This is a genomic window from Halopseudomonas pertucinogena (genome assembly GCF_014646575.1).
GTDB lineage: Bacteria > Pseudomonadota > Gammaproteobacteria > Pseudomonadales > Pseudomonadaceae > Halopseudomonas > Halopseudomonas pertucinogena.
In genome coordinates this window covers 317,769-335,101 of sequence record NZ_BMNN01000002.1, presented here as the reverse complement: position 1 = coordinate 335,101, position 17,333 = coordinate 317,769, and the positions used below count along the sequence as shown (strand labels likewise).

The 17,333-nt window shown below is 61.2% G+C and carries 18 protein-coding genes; 7 read left to right on the top strand and 11 right to left on the bottom strand.

The window, feature by feature from the left end; all coding sequences use genetic code 11:
- Positions 1-49: 49 nt before the first annotated feature.
- Positions 50-415, bottom strand: a complete 366-nt coding sequence (gene mvaT, locus IEW63_RS06730; RefSeq protein ID WP_188635839.1) for a histone-like nucleoid-structuring protein MvaT — start codon at positions 413-415, stop codon at positions 50-52.
- A gap of 259 nt (positions 416-674) precedes the next feature.
- Between mvaT and purU the strand changes: the two genes are divergently transcribed.
- Both purU and IEW63_RS06720 read left to right on the top strand, forming a co-directional pair.
- Positions 675-1,526 carry a formyltetrahydrofolate deformylase gene (gene purU, locus IEW63_RS06725; protein ID WP_188635838.1) on the top strand — a complete coding sequence of 284 codons (852 nt, stop codon included), beginning with the start codon at positions 675-677 and terminating at the stop codon, positions 1,524-1,526.
- 52 nt (positions 1,527-1,578) lie between these two features.
- Positions 1,579-1,998, top strand: coding sequence for a CBS domain-containing protein (locus IEW63_RS06720; protein WP_188635837.1), 420 nt, complete (start codon positions 1,579-1,581; stop codon positions 1,996-1,998).
- Positions 1,999-2,074: 76 nt separating this feature from the next.
- Here IEW63_RS06720 and ahpF read toward each other — a convergent pair whose 3' ends face one another.
- Together ahpF and ahpC are read right to left on the bottom strand one after the other, a co-directional pair.
- Positions 2,075-3,652 (bottom strand): alkyl hydroperoxide reductase subunit F, encoded by a 1,578-nt coding sequence (gene ahpF / locus IEW63_RS06715; RefSeq protein ID WP_188635836.1) that lies wholly within the window; start codon positions 3,650-3,652, stop codon positions 2,075-2,077.
- Between the two features lie 134 nt (positions 3,653-3,786).
- Entirely contained in the window at positions 3,787-4,350 is a 564-nt protein-coding gene (gene ahpC, locus IEW63_RS06710; RefSeq protein ID WP_188635835.1) for an alkyl hydroperoxide reductase subunit C, read from the bottom strand.
- 317 nt (positions 4,351-4,667) lie between these two features.
- On the opposite strand from ahpC, the gene IEW63_RS06705 reads away from it, so the two are divergent.
- The 4 genes from IEW63_RS06705 to ubiT all read left to right on the top strand — a co-directional run bounded on the left by IEW63_RS06705 (position 4,668) and on the right by ubiT (position 8,469).
- The gene (locus IEW63_RS06705; protein WP_188635834.1) at positions 4,668-5,927 is read left to right on the top strand and encodes an acyl-CoA dehydrogenase family protein; all 1,260 of its coding nucleotides are present in this window, start codon (positions 4,668-4,670) and stop codon (positions 5,925-5,927) included.
- Positions 5,928-6,078: 151 nt separating this feature from the next.
- Entirely contained in the window at positions 6,079-7,074 is a 996-nt protein-coding gene (gene ubiU / locus IEW63_RS06700) for a ubiquinone anaerobic biosynthesis protein UbiU (protein ID WP_188635833.1), read from the top strand.
- Positions 7,075-7,084: 10 nt separating this feature from the next.
- Entirely contained in the window at positions 7,085-7,975 is an 891-nt protein-coding gene (locus IEW63_RS06695; protein ID WP_188635832.1) for a U32 family peptidase, read from the top strand.
- Entirely contained in the window at positions 7,969-8,469 is a 501-nt protein-coding gene (gene ubiT, locus IEW63_RS06690) for a ubiquinone anaerobic biosynthesis accessory factor UbiT (RefSeq protein ID WP_373288214.1), read from the top strand. Before IEW63_RS06695 ends, ubiT begins: the two co-directional genes overlap by 7 nt.
- Positions 8,470-8,763: 294 nt before the next feature.
- Here the strand turns inward: ubiT and IEW63_RS06685 are convergent, their stop codons facing one another.
- The 8 genes from IEW63_RS06685 to IEW63_RS14700 form a co-directional block, all read right to left on the bottom strand.
- On the bottom strand, positions 8,764-9,009 hold the full coding sequence (locus IEW63_RS06685; RefSeq protein WP_188635831.1) for a cytochrome C oxidase subunit IV family protein: 246 nt from the start codon (positions 9,007-9,009) through the stop codon (positions 8,764-8,766).
- Between the two features lie 9 nt (positions 9,010-9,018).
- Complete coding sequence (locus IEW63_RS06680) at positions 9,019-9,624, bottom strand: cytochrome c oxidase subunit 3 (protein WP_188635830.1); 606 nt, start codon at positions 9,622-9,624, stop codon at positions 9,019-9,021.
- Entirely contained in the window at positions 9,624-11,462 is a 1,839-nt protein-coding gene (locus IEW63_RS06675; RefSeq protein ID WP_188635829.1) for a nitric oxide reductase activation protein NorD, read from the bottom strand. The genes IEW63_RS06680 and IEW63_RS06675 overlap by 1 nt, the downstream gene beginning before the upstream one ends.
- 193 nt (positions 11,463-11,655) lie before the next feature.
- Positions 11,656-13,059 carry a cbb3-type cytochrome c oxidase subunit I gene (locus IEW63_RS06670; protein WP_188635828.1) on the bottom strand — a complete coding sequence of 468 codons (1,404 nt, stop codon included), beginning with the start codon at positions 13,057-13,059 and terminating at the stop codon, positions 11,656-11,658.
- Between the two features lie 40 nt (positions 13,060-13,099).
- On the bottom strand, positions 13,100-13,546 hold the full coding sequence (locus IEW63_RS06665) for a c-type cytochrome (RefSeq protein ID WP_188635827.1): 447 nt from the start codon (positions 13,544-13,546) through the stop codon (positions 13,100-13,102).
- 38 nt (positions 13,547-13,584) lie between these two features.
- Positions 13,585-14,433, bottom strand: coding sequence for a CbbQ/NirQ/NorQ/GpvN family protein (locus IEW63_RS06660; RefSeq protein WP_188635826.1), 849 nt, complete (start codon positions 14,431-14,433; stop codon positions 13,585-13,587).
- 254 nt (positions 14,434-14,687) lie between these two features.
- Positions 14,688-15,158, bottom strand: coding sequence for a bacterioferritin (gene bfr, locus IEW63_RS06655; RefSeq protein ID WP_188635825.1), 471 nt, complete (start codon positions 15,156-15,158; stop codon positions 14,688-14,690).
- Positions 15,159-15,275: 117 nt separating this feature from the next.
- Positions 15,276-15,485: a bacterioferritin-associated ferredoxin gene (locus IEW63_RS14700; RefSeq protein WP_188635824.1), complete on the bottom strand. Its 210-nt coding sequence runs from the start codon at positions 15,483-15,485 to the stop codon at positions 15,276-15,278.
- 363 nt (positions 15,486-15,848) lie between these two features.
- Between IEW63_RS14700 and IEW63_RS06645 the strand changes: the two genes are divergently transcribed.
- On the top strand, positions 15,849-17,288 hold the full coding sequence (locus IEW63_RS06645) for an MFS transporter (protein WP_188635823.1): 1,440 nt from the start codon (positions 15,849-15,851) through the stop codon (positions 17,286-17,288).
- Positions 17,289-17,333: the final 45 nt, after the last annotated feature.

Here is a 17,333-nt window from a genome sequence, read left to right as displayed (position 1 = left end):
GCCCCGGATCAGTTCCGGGGCTTTTTCCACGTGCTGCTCATGTTCCGAATCAATCGAGAATAGTAGCCCAGCTCTCTACGGTATCGGCACCATACTTCTCTTTCCATGCCTTGAGTACCTTGTGGTTGCCACCCTTGGTCTCGATAACATCGCCGGTATTGGGATTCTTGTAACGCTTGACGCGGCGGGTTCGTTTTGCCGGAGCGGCCTTGGCCGGTGCGGCAAGTTTGCTGTCCGGATCAAGAATGACCATTACGTCGCGAGTGCTCTTGCCATATTGCTCCATCAGCGCCGTGAGCTTTTTCTCGAACTCGAGTTCCTTCTTCAGCTTGTCATCATTCGACAGTGACTTCAGTTTCTCGGTCAGGTCGCGGATGGTATCTTCAATTTGTCGATATTGATGCAGCATGGACATGATAAAGGCCCCTTTAAAGGTGTCTGAATAGTGGCAGTTATAATAGTTTAAATTACGTTAGTTGTACAAGAAGGATAAGTAACCAAACGCAACTTTCAGAGTTGCCTTAACCGCCGATGAGCAGGCAACACGGCCTACTGAAATTTTCCCGCAGTCGGAGTAGAATACGCCGCTTTGAAACGTACCCGTTCCGCCGACAGGCGCGACAAGCGCAGCACGCCGTGGTGCGTGACTACCGTACATCTCTGGAGTTGATCTGATGCGTACCTTTCGCCTGGTGATTGCCTGCCCCGACCGCGTGGGAATAGTGGCCAAGGTCAGTAACCTGCTGGCAACCTACAACGGCTGGATTACCGAAGCCAGTCACCACTCTGACAACCTGTCCGGCTGGTTCTTCATGCGACATGAAATCCGTGCCGACTCGCTGCCCTTCGATGCGGACGGCCTGCGCACCGTATTTGCGCCGATTGCACGTGAATTCGGGATGGAATGGCGTGTAAGCGACTCGGCCGAGCGCAAAAAAGTGGTGCTCATGGCCAGCCGGGAGTCCCACTGCCTGGCAGATCTGCTGCATCGTTTTCACAGTGGCGAACTGGACTGTGAAATCACCAGTGTTATTTCCAACCATGAAGATCTGCGCAGCATGGTCGAGTGGCATGGTATTCCCTTCCATCATGTTCCGGTCGACCCGCAGAACAAGGCTCCGGCTTTTGACGAGGTTACTCGTCTGGTGCAGGAACAGAATGCAGATTGTATTGTCCTGGCTCGTTATATGCAGATATTGCCCGCCAGCCTCTGCGAGCAATATGCGGGCCGGGTGATCAATATTCATCACAGCTTTCTGCCGTCCTTTGTTGGAGCCCGTCCATATCACCAGGCTGCAGTTCGCGGGGTCAAACTCATTGGTGCAACTTGCCACTATGTAACCGAAGAACTGGACGCTGGTCCGATCATCGAACAGGACGTGGTGCGCATAAGTCATCGCGATAATGTCGAAGACCTCGTTCGCCTCGGTAAAGATGTGGAAAAAATGGTACTTTCCCGCGGATTGCGCTATCACTTGGAAGACCGGGTGGTGGTGCACGATAACAAGACCGTCGTTTTCAGTTAGACAGTAGATCGTGCGGCGCACCCCAATTGCCTGTGCAGGGGAGCGAAGCGGCATGATCAAGACTGTGAAAGTGCGGGATTACATGAACAGGGAAGTTGTCACCCTCAATCCGGACACGCACCTGTTCAGCGCTATTGATGTGTTGCTGACGCATCGTGTTTCCGGGGCGCCGGTAGTGGATGCCGGAGGCCACCTTGTAGGTGTGCTGTCCGAAAGCGACTGCCTGAAGGGTATTCTCAACGAAGCCTACTTCGAGGAAACCTGTGGAAGCGTCAAGTCGATCATGAGCCAGGTGGTGGAAACCATCGATGCCGATGCGGACATTCTCGAGGCGGCGGCACATTTCGTGAAGCGGGGCCGGCGGCGTCTTCCGGTCACCGAGCAAGGCCGGCTGGTCGGCCAGATCAGCCGTCGCGATCTGCTCAGGGTGCTGAAAAACTACAACGAACACGGCACGCCCAGGCGTCGTTAGCCATTATTCCGCACGCAGGCCCAGAAACACGAAAACCGCACCCGAGGGTGCGGTTTTCGTTGCCTGCTGCCGAGGATCAGGCGCTGGCCTTCTCCTGCTCCTGCGCCCCTTCGGATGTGCGGATCAGGTGATCGAAGGCGGCCAGTGACGCAGTAGCGCCGGCACCCATCGAAATGACGATCTGCTTGAACGGCACCGTGGTCACGTCACCGGCTGCGAATACACCCGGTATCGATGTCGCGCCGCGGGCGTCGATCTCGATCTCGCCGAAGCGGGTCAACTTCACTTCGCTGTCCTTCAGCCAGTCGGTGTTCGGAATCAGACCGATCTGGACAAAGATACCGGCCACGTCCACCTGGTGGCTTTCGTTGGTCTTGCGGTCGGTGTAGGTCAGGCCTACGACCTTGTTGCCATCCCCGCGAACCTCGGTGGTTGCCGCGTTCATGATGATGTTCACGTTCGGCAGCGAGCGGGCCTTGCGCTGCAGCACCTCGTCGGCACGCAGGGTGTCGCTGAACTCCAGCACGGTCACGTGCTCAACGATGCCAGCCAGGTCAATGGCCGCCTCGATACCGGAGTTACCGCCGCCGATGACCGCAACACGCTTGCCCTTGAACAGCGGACCGTCACAGTGCGGGCAGTAGGCCACGCCCTTGCCGCGGTATTCCTGCTCGCCGGGCACGTTCATTTCGCGCCAGCGGGCACCGGTAGCCAGGATGACCGACTTGCTGCGCAGGGTAGCGCCGCTGGCCAGTTCGATCTCGATCAGGCCATTGCTGGTCAGTTTGGCCGCGCTCTGCTCGGTGATCACGTCAATGTCGTACTCCTTGACGTGTTGCTCCAGGCTGGCAACCAGTTTCGGGCCTTCGGTGTAGGGCACGGAAATGAAGTTCTCGATACCCACGGTATCCATTACCTGGCCGCCGAAACGCTCGGCAACCAGACCGGTGCGGATGCCCTTGCGTGCAGCGTAGATGGCTGCCGAGGCACCGGCCGGGCCACCGCCGACGATCAGCACTTCATAGGGGGCCTTCTCGTTCAGTTCGGCCGCCTTGCGCTCGGCGGCGCCGCTGTCGACCTTGTTGACGATCTCGGCCAGCGTCATGCGGCCCTGACCGAAGTGTTCACCATTGAGGAACACGGTGGGCACAGCCATGATCTGGCGGCTCTCGACCTCGTCCTTGAACAGCGCACCGTCGATCATCACGTGGGTGATGTTGGGGTTCAGGGTGGCCATCAGGTTCAGCGCCTGGACCACGTCCGGGCAGTTCTGACAGGACAGCGAGATATAGGTCTCGAAATGGAACTCGCCCTGCAGGTTGCGGATCTGCTCCAGCAGAGCCGGATCGGCCTTGGAGGGGTGACCACCGGCCTGCAGCAGCGCCAGTACCAGCGAGGTGAATTCATGACCCATCGGAATACCGGCAAAACGGACCCGGGCCTCTTCGCCGGCAGGGGCGACGCCCATGCTCGGGGTACGCTTGTCAGCGGCGTCCTTCAGGGTGATCTTGCCCGACATCTCGGCAATCTCGGCCGCGAGCTCGTGCAGTTCCTTGCCCTTGGGGCTGTCGTCTACGGACACGCTGACTTCGATCGGCTTGGCGATGTTCTGCAGGTAGGTGTCCAGTTGCTTCTTCAGATTGGCATCTAACATATGTGCGTGTCCTGGAAAATAAGGTGAATGGGGAGGGGTTTCTTTTCTTTAGCTGCCGGGCCGACAGTCAAAGAAAAGAAACCCAGCCCGCCGACTGGGCGCAAGCACCGCAGCGGGCCGGGTTTCAGGCTGACTTAGATCTTGCCAACCAGGTCCAGCGAGGGCGCCAGAGTGGCTTCGCCTTCTTCCCACTTGGCCGGGCAGACTTCGCCGGGGTGGGCAGCTACGTACTGGGCAGCCTTGACCTTGCGCAGCAGGTCGGCAGCGTTACGGCCGATGCCTTCAGCAGTGATTTCCACAGCCTGGATGATGCCCTGCGGGTCAACGATGAAGGTGCCGCGGTTGGCCAGGCCCTGATCTTCACGCAGAACCTCGAAGTTACGGCTGATCTGCATGGTCGGGTCGCCGATCATGGTGTACTTGATCTTGCCGATGGTCTCGGAGCTGTCGTGCCATGCCTTGTGGGTGAAGTGGGTGTCAGTGGATACGGAGTACACTTCAACGCCCAGCTTCTGCAGCTCTTCGTAGTGGTCAGCAACGTCGCCCAGCTCGGTGGGGCAAACGAAGGTGAAGTCGGCCGGGTAGAAGAAGAATACAGCCCACTTGCCTTTGACGTCAGTGTCGGAAACGGTGATGAACTCGCCGTCCTTGAACGCCTGAGCGGTAAAAGGCTTGATTTCGGTATTGATAACGGACATTGGGACTCCTTACTGAGTTTTTGTGTCTTTGGTTGGAAAGCAGTGACTATCTTAGGTGGTCGGGCTAAATACTTAAAATAAATTTAGCCTAACAACCAGATAGCTTTTGCCTATTTTGGGTCGGTCGATCGAATTTCAACTGGAATCATTAAAATTGATCTGGATCAAATTTAGGATTCATGGGGTGAATACGAGTGATTCAGCCCCTGATGCAAGATAGCCAGAACTGCCGCATCCGCCTAGCCTTCAGAGTAAGCACGGCATGTGTTGGTTTCATGAAATCACATCGCCTTCCCCTCATGATTCAGGAGCAGAGCATGGATTTTTCCTACAGTCCCCGCACCCAGGCATTGCGCGAGCAGGTTCGAGGTTTTCTTGACCAGCACATTGTACCACGTTTGGGGCAGTGGCAGCGTGAGGTGAGTGCGGGCGCCTTTCCGGTGTCCTTCATGGCTGACCTCAAGGCCCTGGCCAGGGACGAGGGGTTGTGGAATCTGTTCCTGCCCTCGTTGAAGGCGGACGAGCCCGGGCAGGGTCTGAGTAACCTCGAGTACACCCCGCTGGCCGAGATCATGGGGCGCGTCAGCTGGGCTTCCGAGGTGTTCAACTGCAACGCGCCGGATACCGGCAACATGGAGCTGCTGCACATGTTTGCCACTCCCGAACAGAACCGGCGCTGGCTGCAGCCGCTGCTCAACGGCCAGATCCGTTCGGCCTTTGCCATGACCGAGCCGGATGTCGCTTCATCCGATGCCAGCAATATCCAGACGCTGATCCGCCGGGAAGGGGACGAGTACGTCATCAACGGGCGCAAGTGGTTCATTACCAACGCATCCCATCCTGAATGCGCGTTTCTCATCGTCATGGGCAAGACCGACCCGGATGGTGATGCCAGACGCCAGCAGAGCATGGTCATCGTGCCCTTCGACACGCCCGGCGTGGAACTGGTGCGCAACATTCCGGTGATGCACCACCTCGCGCCGGAGGGCCACAGTGAGCTGGTGTTCCGCAACGTGAGAGTGCCGGCGAGCAATCTGCTGGGCGGGGAGGGGGACGGTTTCATGATGGCCCAGGCCCGACTGGGACCGGGGCGGGTGCACCACTGCATGCGCGCCATCGGCATGGCCGAGCTGGCCCTGGAACTGATGGTCGACCGGGCCCAGGAACGCAAGACCTTCGGCCGCTACCTCCACCAGCACGGCAGCATCTCGGAATGGATTGCCCGCTCGCGGATGGAAATAGAGCAGGCCCGGCTGCTGGTGCTCAAGACCGCCTGGATGATCGACAACGTGGGTGCGAAGGAAGCTCGCAAGGAAATCGCCATGATCAAGGCGGTGGTGCCGGGTATGCTGAACCGGGTAGTGGACCGCGCCATGCAGGTGTTCGGCGCCATGGGGTTGACCCCGGATACCCCGCTGGCCGATCTGTGGATCAGCTCCCGCTGCCTGCGGATAGCCGATGGCCCGGATGAAGTGCACCTGCGCAGCATCGCCCGGCTGGAAATCAACGGCAGCCAGGAGCGCCGCGGCAGCAGCAGCGACTACCTGACCCCGCCCGATGTATTGCGGCGGGGGTGAGATCATTGGCTGGCCTGGCGGCCAGCCTCGCCCCGAGGTCGGGGCTCCTGCAATGAGGTACCTGGCGCCTGCAGTGCTCCTTGACCCTGATCAATGATCTTTTCACTCCCAGAGTGCACAGTCTCCGGCTGATGTTTCCGAGGGAGTCACCATGCAACTGGTCTGTCCCGCAGGCAGCCTGCCTGCTCTCAAGGCGGCGGTGCGTCAGGGCGCCGATGCGATCTATACCGGCTTTCGCGACGATACCAACGCCCGCCACTTCGCCGGTCTGAATTTCACCGATAAACAGCTGGAAGCCGGCCTGGAACTGATTCGCCGGGAGGGCCGCAAGCTGTTCATTGCGGTCAACACCTATGCCCTGCCGGACGGCTGGGCGCGCTGGCAACGGGCGGTCGACCGCGCTGCGGACCTGGGGGCGGACGCGCTGATCGCTGCCGATCCCGGCCTTCTCGCTTATGCCAGCAGAAAATACCCCCGGCTGCCGCTGCATCTGTCCGTGCAGGGATCGGCTACCAACGCCGCCGCGCTGCGCTTCTATCACGAACAGTACGGCATCAGCCGCACCGTGCTGCCCCGGGTGCTTTCACTCAATCAGGTGCGGCAGGTGGCTTCCTCCAGTCCGGTCCCGGTGGAGGTCTTCGCCTTCGGCAGTCTGTGCATCATGGCCGAAGGGCGCTGTCACCTGTCTTCCTACGTCACCGGTGAGTCTCCCAATCTGTGCGGCGTCTGCTCGCCGGCCAGCGCGGTGCGCTGGAGCGAGGATGACAGGGGGCTGATATCAAGGCTCAACGACGTCCTGATCGACCACTACGAGCCCGGTGAGCCCGCAGGCTACCCGACCCTGTGCAAGGGGCGCTTCATGGTGCACGGCAAGCGTTTCCACGCCCTGGAAGAGCCGACCAGCCTGAATACCATCGAATTGATTCCCCAGCTTTCCGAGATCGGCGTGGTTGCGGTGAAGATCGAAGGTCGCCAGCGCAGTCCGGCGTATGTCGAACAGGTTGCCGGCGTCTGGCGCAAGGCGCTGGACAGGTACCGTGCCAACCCGGCGCAGTTCTCCGTCGACCCGGCGTGGAACGCAGCGCTGGGCAACGTTTCCGAAGGCAGCCAGACCACCCTCGGCGCGTACCACCGTGCCTGGCAGTAGGAGAGTGATGATGAAACTGACACTGGGTCCGATCCTGTTCTACTGGCAGCGCCAGGCGATCATGGATTTCTATGCGGACATGGTGGAGCAGCCCCTGGATGCCATCTATCTGGGCGAGACCGTCTGTTCCAAGCGGCGCGCGCTGTCGCTGGATGACTGGATCGGCCTGGCGAGGGATCTGCGCCAGGCCAGCGGGGCCGAGGTGGTGCTGTCGGGGCTGACTCTGATCGAAGCGGCCTCGGAACTCGGCAGTCTGCGAAGGCTGTGCGAGAACGGCGAGATCAAGGTTGAGGCCAATGACATGGCTGCGGTGCAGTTCCTGACCAGCCAGGGGGTGGAGTTCGTTGGCGGCCCTGCCCTGAATATCTACAACGCTCATACCCTGAACGAGCTGGTCAGCCGCGGCATGGGCCGCTGGGTACCTCCGGTGGAGTGCTCCGCCGACCTGCTGGCCGCGCTGATGGAGCAGGCCCGGGAGGCGGGTATCGGTCTGCCGGAAATCGAGGTCTTCGCCTGGGGGCATCTGCCGCTGGCCTATTCGGCGCGCTGCTTCACCGCCCGGGCCGAGAACCTGCCCAAGGACGATTGCGGCTTCATCTGTCAGAACTACCCGGATGGCATACCGATGACTACCCAGGAGGGCCAGGTGCTCTTTACTCTCAATGGCATCCAGACCATGTCCGGGGGCGTCAGCAACCTGCTGGCCGAATACCCGCGCATGCGGGAGATGGGCATCGGCGCCCTGCGGCTGAGCCCGCGCTCGCAGGATATGGGTGAGATAGTGCAGATGTTCGACCGGGTACGCCGTGGCAGCCCACCCCCGCTGGCGCTGGATGGCTGCAACGGATACTGGCATGGCCAGCCGGGCATGGTCACGGTAGAGGAGGCAGGGCTGTGTTGAGGGTCGGTCACCTGGTATTGCGCGCCGGCGGGCCGCTGCTGCCTTTGGGGCGGCACGTGCCGTTCGGGTTGCAGAAGCTGGTGCTGGAGCAGGCGATGAAGCGGCTGTTCACCGAGCCGCTGGCAGATGGCGAGTTCGATGTGCTTGCCGGGCGCTGGCTGCGCATCGAGGTCAGCGACCTGGGCATGGCCTGGAGTCTGACCCGCGATCGCATCGGCTTGCGTGTGGCGAAGGACTCGCCGGTGGATGTGCTGATCCGCGGCAACTGGAAGGAGTTTCTGCTGCTGGCCAGTCGTCAGGAGGACCCGGACACCCTGTTCTTCCGTCGGCGGCTGGTGATCGAGGGCGATACCGATCTGGGCCTGGCGGTGAAGAATCTGGTGGACAGCTTGGATTCGGAACTGATGCCGCCACGCCTGTGGCAACTGATCAGCTGGCTTGGGGCGGCAGTGAAGGAGCAGGGCGGGCCGGCAGAGGCGCGACCGCTGGGCTGACCCTTCCCCCCTCTCCCCCCGACCCCTCTCCCGCAAGGGGAGAGGGGGGCAAGCGGTGCCGACCCCATGGGTGTCTCACCTTGCACGCTTGCGCTGTACTCATCCCGCAGCCAGTCGGCAATCAGACCCATTACACAAGTCTCTGTCAGGACATGCGCTGGTCCTCCTCGCCCATACCGTAACCTGTGTAACCCATGTTGCCGGTCTGATCTGTTACCCATGTTGCCGGTTTGCACAGCAGTCACCCCTCTCCCCTCGCGGGAGAGGGGCCGGGGGAGAGGGGGAAAAAGCCACTTACATATTGAACAGCGCCGTCATCCCGACCACCAGCACCAGCCAGCCGCTCACCACCCAGCGCAGCCATCGGGGTGCGGGGCGCAGCTCCATGAACTCGTCGATCAGCCATTGCCCCTTCACGAAGGTCATGGCCAGTACGCCGCCGACCACCCAGCCGGCATTGACGTTATGCCCGATCAGCCAGGCGCCGAGGGTCAGGCCGAGCAGGGCGGCCAGCCCGATTTCCAGCATGTAGCGTCTCATGCGCAGCTCCTATGGCAGTACATACAACAGCGGAAACAGGGCCAGCCAGACCAGATCGACCATATGCCAGTAGCTGGCGGCCGACTCGCCGGCCATGCGGGCCTTTTCCCGGTTGGGGTAATGGCCGCTGTGAAAGCGTCGGGCTACCACCAATAGAATGGCCATACCGATCAATACATGGGCCATGTGAAAGAAGGTGGTGAAGAAGTAGAAGAAATAGAAGGTGCTGGTCCGCAGGTTGTAGCCGTCACCGAACAGCAGGCCGTATTCGGTGATCTTGATCACCACATAGGCCAGCCCGCACAGCGCCGCCAATACAAAGCCCCGGGCCAGCGCCCTGTGCCGACCAGTCGCGGCGCGGCGTACGCCCCGTGCGGCAAAGTAGCTGCCGGTCAGCAGGATCAGCGTATTGGTCAGCCCGGCTTCAGGATGCAGGGTGGCGATGCCCTGGCTGAACATCTCGCTCCAGTGGCCGCGGGCGAATGCCATGCTGCCGAGCAGGAACAAGAATGCCAGCAGCTCGGCGAGGATGAAACACCACATCGCCAGGTCACCGGGCAGGCGTGCGGTGCGGGTGGCGCTATCGTATGGCAGGGCAGAATCGGGACTGCGCATCAACTGGACCTCCCGGTGAGTAACAGATAGAGCTTCGGCAGAAGGCTGGGCAACTCTGCCGCCTGGCGAATCAGCTGGTAACGCTGCTGGCCGAACAGGTAAGGCAGGTAGTCAGCGGCCTGCTGGTCGATGGTGACGCAGAACGGCTGGATGCCGGCCTTGCGTGCTTCCAGCAGGGCCTGGCGAGTGTCCTCCATGCCGTAACGGCCTTCGTAGATATCCAGGTCATTGGGCTTGCCGTCGGTGAGCAGCAGCAACAGGCGTTGTTCCGACGGTTTGTCCCGGAGAATCTCGGTAGCCTGGCGGATGGCGCCACCCATGCGGGTGTAATAGCCGGGCTTGAGTTCACTGATGCGACCATGGATGGTGTCGCCCCAGGGCTCGGCGAAGTTCTTGATGAGATTGAAACGCACATGGTCGCGGCGACGGGATGAGAAGCCGTACATGGCGAAATCGTCATGCCCGGCATCAAGCGCCTCGCCCAGCAGGTGCAGACTGTCACGGATCACATCGATGACCTGGTGGCTGTTGTCCGCCCAGGCCTCGGTGGACAGCGACAGGTCAGCCAGAACCAGGCAGGACAGATCCCTGTGCTGCGCCGATTCACGCTTCCACAGAGCGGGTTGGGAGCTGGCGGAGCCGCGCTGGCGCTCGGCGGCGAAATGCAGGCAGGCGTCCAGATCCAGCAGGGTGCCGGTGGCCTGACGCTTCTGCCAGACCCGCTGGGGGCGCAGCCCCTCGAAGCGCTGGCGCAGAGTGCGCGCCAGCGGTTGCAGGCGCTCGGGCAGCGGGGCGGGTGTGGCATCACGGGGCAGCATCGGAATGACCCGACAGTGATTGTCCCGCAGTTGCTGCTTCTTCCAGTCCCATTCAGGGAACAGGCAGCCCTCCGTCAAGGGTATGTCGTCTTCCGCTGCCGAGGGCAGGTCGAGATCCAGCTTGATGCGCGAGGCACTGGTACTGGGGCTGCGCGACAGGCTCAGATAATCGAGGTCCTCGGCGATCTGCTCGCTGTCCTCGTCATCGCTGTCGTCTTCACAGCGGTCAACCGGCACGAATTCGGACCAGGAGAACAGGCTTTCCAGCCGGAAGATCATCATGCCGTTGCGGTTCTGGCTATCGTCGACATACTTTGCCTGCTTGCGCTGGCGGCTCTGGCGCACCTTGCCGTTACCGCCGGATTCGCCACTGCCGTCGTCATTGGCGGCGCGGGGCAGGTGCGGCGGCTGTTCCGGCAAGGGGTACAGCCACAGCGCCACCGGCCAGGGCTGACCCGGGGCGGCGGGGAGGGCCGGCTGGCTCCCCGGCGACAGCAGCGCACGCTGCAGAGCGGCTTCGCGCTGGCGCTGCTCTGCCGGCATGCGCCGTGTCTGGCGCAGGGTGACCAGACACTCGGCCAGGGTGCGGTAGATATCCCCCAGTCCCGGATAGGCGGCCAGGGTTTTCAGCACCAGTTGCTGGTTGCCCTGCAGCCAGTCACCAGCAGGCAGGGCGCTCGCCTGACTGGCCATGGCGGTCAACCACAGGTAAAGGTCGCGGTTCAGGGAGCTGTCCGGAAAGACTGCCAGCGACTCGGGCACTCGCAGCGCATCGGCCTCTCGCCAGGCCAGAGCGTGGCGGCGACCGGTGCCGGCCAGACGGTGAGCCAGGGGGCGCCAGGTATTGATATTGCGATCGGTGCTGGCCTTGATGGCCAGCCCGGGATCACCGCTGAGTGCGCGGAAAACCATGGCCAGACGCGGACCTTCGTCCTCCAGTCTGACCGCGGCGTCGGGAAACCCGCTGCCGGCAAGACGGGTGATCAGCCGGTGCCAGCGGATACCTACGGCTTCTTCCATTGCGTTGCTCCCAGTGGCTTGTGTGATGTTGGCGCGGCTGCCGGGGCGCGCTTTGCGCGCCAATCGCGGCGGGGCGGTCCGGCGCTCCGGCGCCGCTCCTGCAAAAATCGTTCTGTTTGGCTCGGATGGTGTTGTAGGAGCCCCGACCTCGGGGCGATGGGGCTGCATGGCAGCCCCAACAACAACGCCTCCCTCAAGCGGCCTGAATCAGTACCGGAGACTCTTCGCGGGTGCTGCGTGCCACCAGAAAGCTGTACAGATACATGCCCAGCCCGATGGCGAAGCCGAAGCCGGCGATCAGACGCATCCAGTACACGTGCATGATGGCGTCCTGGGTCTGCATGTAGCCCATTGCGCCTGCATCGCCCGGCAGCCGCTGCAGCTCGATCTGGATCCAGCCGGCCCAGGTCAGCAGCAGGGTGATGGCCAGCATGCTGATGCTCATGATCCAGCAGGACCAGATTTCCACCCGTTGTGCCTGCGGGCTGTTGCACTCGCGGCCATGCAGCTTAGGCCAGGCGTAGGAGATGATGGCCATGGCAATCATCGCGTAGGCGCCGAAGAACGCCAGGTGGCCGTGGGCCGCAGTGAGCTGCGTGCCGTGGGTGTAGTAGTTCACCGGAGCCAGGGTATGCAGGAAGCCCCAGACGCCCGCACCGAGGAAGGCCATGATGGTGCAACCCAGGGCCCAGGTGACGGCGGCCTTGTTCGGGTGTTCCCGGCGACGCTGCCGGAGCATGCTGAAGGCGAACAGCACCATCAGGAAGAAAGGCAGCGGTTCGATGGCGGAGAAGATCGAGCCGATCCACAGCCAGTAGTCCGGCGCACCCATGAAGAAGTAGTGGTGACCGGTACCCAGGATCCCGGAGATCAGCGCCATGGCGATGATCAGATACAGCCACTTCTCGACCACTTCACGGTCCACGCCCGTGGTCTTGATCAGGATGAAGGCCAGGATCGCACCAAGGATCAGCTCCCACACGCCTTCCACCCACAGATGCACTACCCACCACCAGAAGTACTTGTCCATGACCAGCGACATCGGGTTGTAGAAGGCGAACATCCAGAACACGCCCAGACCGATCAGGCCGGTGATGAGTACCATGTTGACCACGGTCTTGCGGCCTCTGAGGATGGTCATCAGGATGTTGAAGATGAAGCCCACCACCACCAGCGCTATGCCGATCTTGGTGATCGTCGGCTGCTCGAGGAACTCGCGACCCATGGTCGGGAAGTACTTGTTGCCGGTGATTTCCGCCAGGGTGGAGTAGGGCACCAGCAGGTAGCCGAGGATCGTCAGTACCCCGGCCACGGCGAAGATCCCGCACAGCCAGTAGCCCAGCTTCGGGCTCCAGAGCTCGGTCTGGGCTTCCTCGGGCACCAGGTAGTAGGTCGCGCCCATGAAGGCGAACAGCAACCAGACGATCAGCAGGTTGGTGTGCACCATACGAGCCACGTTGAAGGGGATTTCCGGAAACAGGAAGTCGCCGATGATGTACTGGGTGCCGAGTATCAGCCCGAAGACGATCTGGCCAACGAACAAGAGCATGGCAACAGCGAAGTAGGGCTTTGCCACCGCCTGTGAAGCGTATTTCATGATGTGATTCCTTATGCTGTCAGAGTAAGCCCGGTGCTGCTCAGCCTTCCTTGTTCGGCGGCCAGTCGTTGGTATCGATACGCGAGGACCAGATCAGGAAATCCGACATGGCATCCAGCTCTTCTTCGCTCAGGTTGAACTGGGGCATCTGGCGTCGGCCCGGCACGTTGGTGGGCATGGCACTCATCCAGGCGCCGAAATAGGCGCGGAATGCCGCTTCGTTATCCAGTCCGCGACGGTTGAATACGTTGACCAGTTCCGGCGCGAAATACGCACCTTCCCCCATCAGCGAGTGACAGCCCGCGCAGTTGTTGGTCTCCCACAGCTCCTTGCCATGGGCGACCGAGGCGGTGAGCTGATCGCGGTTCTCCCGTTCCGGGATTGCCGTGACCGTATCCACCGTCAGGCCGATGAACAGCAGCATGAAGAACATGCCGCCTCCGTAGTAGATATTGCGGGCCATGCCCTTGGTAAAGCGCTCCGACATGTTGATCTCCTCGGGTTATGCGGATGCGTATTCGCCGTTCAGGCGATTTTCTTTCTGGCCTCGACCTGTCCGGGTTCGGCGAAATGCAGACGGACGATGTCCATGATCGCTGCCTGGGCTGTGGGCTCGTCGGTCAGCGGCTGCGCCATGCAGGCCTCGCAGGCCTGGCGCGGGTCCATTCCGGCTGCGATCAGGCGTGCGGTATGAATGAGCAGGCGGGTGGACGGTGCCTCTTCGAGGTCGTGCTGGCCCAGATGGCGGACAGCATTGCCCAGCGCGACCAGCTGGTCGGCGCGGGCCGGGTCCAGAGCAGACTCGTGCTGGATGATGTGGCTCTCCGTGGCGGCGTCGGGATAATCGAAGGACATGGCCACGAAGCGCTGACGGGTACTGGGTTTGAGCCCCTTCAACAGGTTGCGATAGCCCGGGTTGTAGGACACCACCAGCATGAAGCCCGGTGCCGCCTGCAGCTCTTCGCCGGTGGCCTCCAGAGGCAGGATACGGCGGTCGTCAGCCAGCGGGTGCAGGACAACGGTAATGTCCTTGCGCGCCTCGATGACCTCGTCCAGATAGCAGATGGCGCCCTCGCGCACGGCGCGGGTGAGCGGGCCGTCCTGCCAGAACGTGCCGTCGGCCCCGATCAGGTGGCGGCCCACGAGGTCGGCAGTGGTCAGGTCATCATGACAGGCGACGGTATACAGCTTGCGACCGAGGCGCTGGGCCATATGCTGGATGAAGCGGGTCTTGCCACAGCCCGTGGGGCCTTTGATGAGCACCGGCATGCCGAAGCGGTCAGCCTGCTCAAATAACTGTACTTCGGAGCCAGTAGCCTGATAGAACAGTTCTGGCTGTGGTTCAGGATTCGAGCCGATCCGGGCTGTATCCATTGGCAGGTCCTCGTGTAGCGATGTATACACATTGCGTAACAAGGATCGTGCCAATAGCTAACTCATTGATATTTATAGATATATTGGAGAGTGGGTGTTTTGAACCATGAAGCCTGAGGGTAAATCTTACTGTGTGGGTCTTATATACCTGAATTAGCCTGCGATGGTATGTCGCACCCAGCTCATATTCGACGGATGCGCACGCCAGAATGAAAAACGGGAGCCGAAGCTCCCGTTCCCGATAGGCGCATCTGTCAGTTGCTGATCTGCGACTGGTGATAGTTTTCAATGCCGATCCTGTCGATCAGGCTGAGCTGGGTCTCCAGCCAGTCAACGTGCTCTTCCTCGGATTCGAGGATGTCCTCGGCCAGCTCCCGGCTGATGTAATCACCAATGCTCTCGAAGTAGGCAATGGCTTCCTTGAGGTCCTTTATGCCCTGGATCTCCAGGCGCAGGTCGCACTCGAGAATTTCCCGGGTGTTTTCACCGATCATCAGCTTGCCCAGATCCTGGAGATTGGGAATGCCTTCAAGAAACAGGATGCGCTTGATCAGCTCATCGGCATGTTTCATTTCATCGATGGATTCTTCGTATTCGTGCTTGCCGAGCTTGTCCAGACCCCAGTCCTGCAACATCCGCGCGTGCAGGAAATACTGGTTGATGGCCACAAGCTCATTGCCGAGCAGGATGTTGAGATGACGGATAGCCTGTGCGTCGCCTTTCATGACGGTATTCCTCAGAGTGCAGATTATCAACAGAGTGTGATCTGCACCGGAGGGGCTGTCAAATCGGGAGGAAAATCAAGAAGATAGGAAGCAGTAGCGAATGCATGCGGGACGCATTCACGCCATCGAGAACTGAGCTGGGTTGACGAAACCCACGCCGGCGGATTGGCGGTATTCGTTGATGATGGATTTGCATTCCCGGCCGCACTTGCCGCACTGGGTGGCTACATCCAGGCGCTCGCGCAGGTCGCGCATGCTGCAGGCACCGTCGGTTACCGCATCGCGGATCTGGGTGTCGGTAACTCCCTTGCAAAGACATACATACATGGGCGCTTGCTCCGGTTTGAAGTCGATGACTGCACGTTAAACGCAATGAGAATGATTGTCAAACAATTCTCGGTAGCATTCGTGTTGGGAGGAATGGGCGAAGAGCGGTACGGCTAGCGGGTCATCAGCAGCCTGAATGCCGGCCATGTTCGGCTTTTATAATGTCTTCAGGCCGCTCGCGGCGCGGGTGCCGCGACGGCTGAGGCCGCAGGCGAGCGGCGACAGCGCGGCCTCCCAAGAAATGGGTAGGACCTGGCAACCCGTCCTGACATAGACTCGGGATAACCGCTGCGCAGGGCGGTTGATGAGAACAATTACAACAAGGCAGGTGCCGCGCCTGCCAATCTCAGTGGAGTGGCGTCAATGAGCGAGCCCGGAATTCTCAAGCGGTCTACCATCCTCATCCATGGATCGGTGGGCATGCCCCTGGCCATCATCGGTTACCCGCTGGCGGTCTATCTGCCGCCGTTCTATGCCCAGGAAATGGGCCTCAACATGGCGTTGATGGCGCTGGTTCTGGTATTCGCCCGCCTGACCGACGTGGTCACCGACCCGCTCATGGGGATGATCAGTGATCGCTGGCAGACCCGCTTCGGGCGGCGCAAGCCGTGGCTGGTGCTGGGTACGCCGGTGATGCTGATCAGTACAGTAATGATCTTCATGCCGCCGCAGGGGGCCGGGCTCTGGCACCTGACGATATGGACCGTACTTATGTACATAGGCTGGACCATGGTGACCCTGCCTTACGGTGCCTGGGGGGCCGAACTCTCACCGCTCTATCATCAGCGCAGCCGGGTGACGGCTTCCCGCGAGGGTTTTGTTCTGGTCGGCCTGTTCGTCGCGGCGCTGGCGCCTGCCGTCGTCCAGGCCATGGCCCGCCGGTTTGCCGAAGGGGAAACCGAAGGTGCGTTGATGCAGGCGATGATCTGGCTGGTCGGTCGGGACGGGCAGCTGGGCATGGGGTACGGCCCGATTCTCGCCGGCATGGGCTGGCTGCTGCTGGTCCTGCTGCCGATCACCGTGTTGCTGGTGGTGACACGTGTCCCGGAAGCGCCGCCCCGCTCGGTACAGAAGACCGACTGGAAGAAGGGGCTGCGCGTCCTGAAGAACAACGGCCCGTTCAAGCGGCTCATGCTGATCCTGCTGATCGTCATCACCGGCGAGTCCTTCCGCAACGCCATGTCGGTGTTCTTCATGCAGCATGTCATTCAGATCCAGGCCTACATAGGGCTGATGTACCTGCTTTATTTCGGTATCGGCATCCTCGGCATCCCGTTCTGGCTGCTGCTGGGACGGCGTATCGGCAAGCACCATGCGTTCTGTGTGGCGGTGGCGGTGTCCAGTGCCAGCATCCTGGGCATGTTCTTCCTGCAGGCCGGTCAACTGGTGCCCTTCGCCGTCATGTTCGCGCTCAAGGGGTTCTGTTTCGCGGCCTTCCAGTTCCTGCCGCTGTCCATGCTCGCCGATATCGTGGATCTGGATACCGCGCGCAGCAAGGAGCATCGCACCGGACTGTTCTTTGCGATGTCCGGCATGGCGCAGAAGTCGGCCATGGCGATCGGGCTGGGCCTGTCGCTGGGCATGCTGGCGCTGGTCGGTTTCGATGCCACCCAGACCGACCATTCGGACGGCTCGCTGATGTCGCTGCGGGTTCTGTACATCATCGGTCCGGTGCTCATGTACATGGCGGCGTTCCTTCTGGCCAGGCGCTACCCGCTGACTTCAGCCCGGCAGGAGCGCATCCAGTCCTGGATCGAGCGGCGCGACCTGCGGCTGAAATCCATCGGGCTGGCCGAGCGCTGAATTGACGGAGGGGCGTAACTCGCGCCCTGTTCCGCTATGCTGTCA

Coding starts and splice junctions, on each gene's coding strand:
- mvaT (WP_188635839.1), bottom strand. CDS start 415: ATGTCCATGCTGCATCAATATCGACAAATTGAAGATACCATCCGCGAC.
- purU (WP_188635838.1), top strand. CDS start 675: ATGCGTACCTTTCGCCTGGTGATTGCCTGCCCCGACCGCGTGGGAATA.
- IEW63_RS06720 (WP_188635837.1), top strand. CDS start 1,579: ATGATCAAGACTGTGAAAGTGCGGGATTACATGAACAGGGAAGTTGTC.
- ahpF (WP_188635836.1), bottom strand. CDS start 3,652: ATGTTAGATGCCAATCTGAAGAAGCAACTGGACACCTACCTGCAGAAC.
- ahpC (WP_188635835.1), bottom strand. CDS start 4,350: ATGTCCGTTATCAATACCGAAATCAAGCCTTTTACCGCTCAGGCGTTC.
- IEW63_RS06705 (WP_188635834.1), top strand. CDS start 4,668: ATGGATTTTTCCTACAGTCCCCGCACCCAGGCATTGCGCGAGCAGGTT.
- ubiU (WP_188635833.1), top strand. CDS start 6,079: ATGCAACTGGTCTGTCCCGCAGGCAGCCTGCCTGCTCTCAAGGCGGCG.
- IEW63_RS06695 (WP_188635832.1), top strand. CDS start 7,085: ATGAAACTGACACTGGGTCCGATCCTGTTCTACTGGCAGCGCCAGGCG.
- IEW63_RS06685 (WP_188635831.1), bottom strand. CDS start 9,009: ATGAGACGCTACATGCTGGAAATCGGGCTGGCCGCCCTGCTCGGCCTG.
- IEW63_RS06680 (WP_188635830.1), bottom strand. CDS start 9,624: ATGCGCAGTCCCGATTCTGCCCTGCCATACGATAGCGCCACCCGCACC.
- IEW63_RS06675 (WP_188635829.1), bottom strand. CDS start 11,462: ATGGAAGAAGCCGTAGGTATCCGCTGGCACCGGCTGATCACCCGTCTT.
- IEW63_RS06670 (WP_188635828.1), bottom strand. CDS start 13,059: ATGAAATACGCTTCACAGGCGGTGGCAAAGCCCTACTTCGCTGTTGCC.
- IEW63_RS06665 (WP_188635827.1), bottom strand. CDS start 13,546: ATGTCGGAGCGCTTTACCAAGGGCATGGCCCGCAATATCTACTACGGA.
- IEW63_RS06660 (WP_188635826.1), bottom strand. CDS start 14,433: ATGGATACAGCCCGGATCGGCTCGAATCCTGAACCACAGCCAGAACTG.
- bfr (WP_188635825.1), bottom strand. CDS start 15,158: ATGAAAGGCGACGCACAGGCTATCCGTCATCTCAACATCCTGCTCGGC.
- IEW63_RS14700 (WP_188635824.1), bottom strand. CDS start 15,485: ATGTATGTATGTCTTTGCAAGGGAGTTACCGACACCCAGATCCGCGAT.
- IEW63_RS06645 (WP_188635823.1), top strand. CDS start 15,849: ATGAGCGAGCCCGGAATTCTCAAGCGGTCTACCATCCTCATCCATGGA.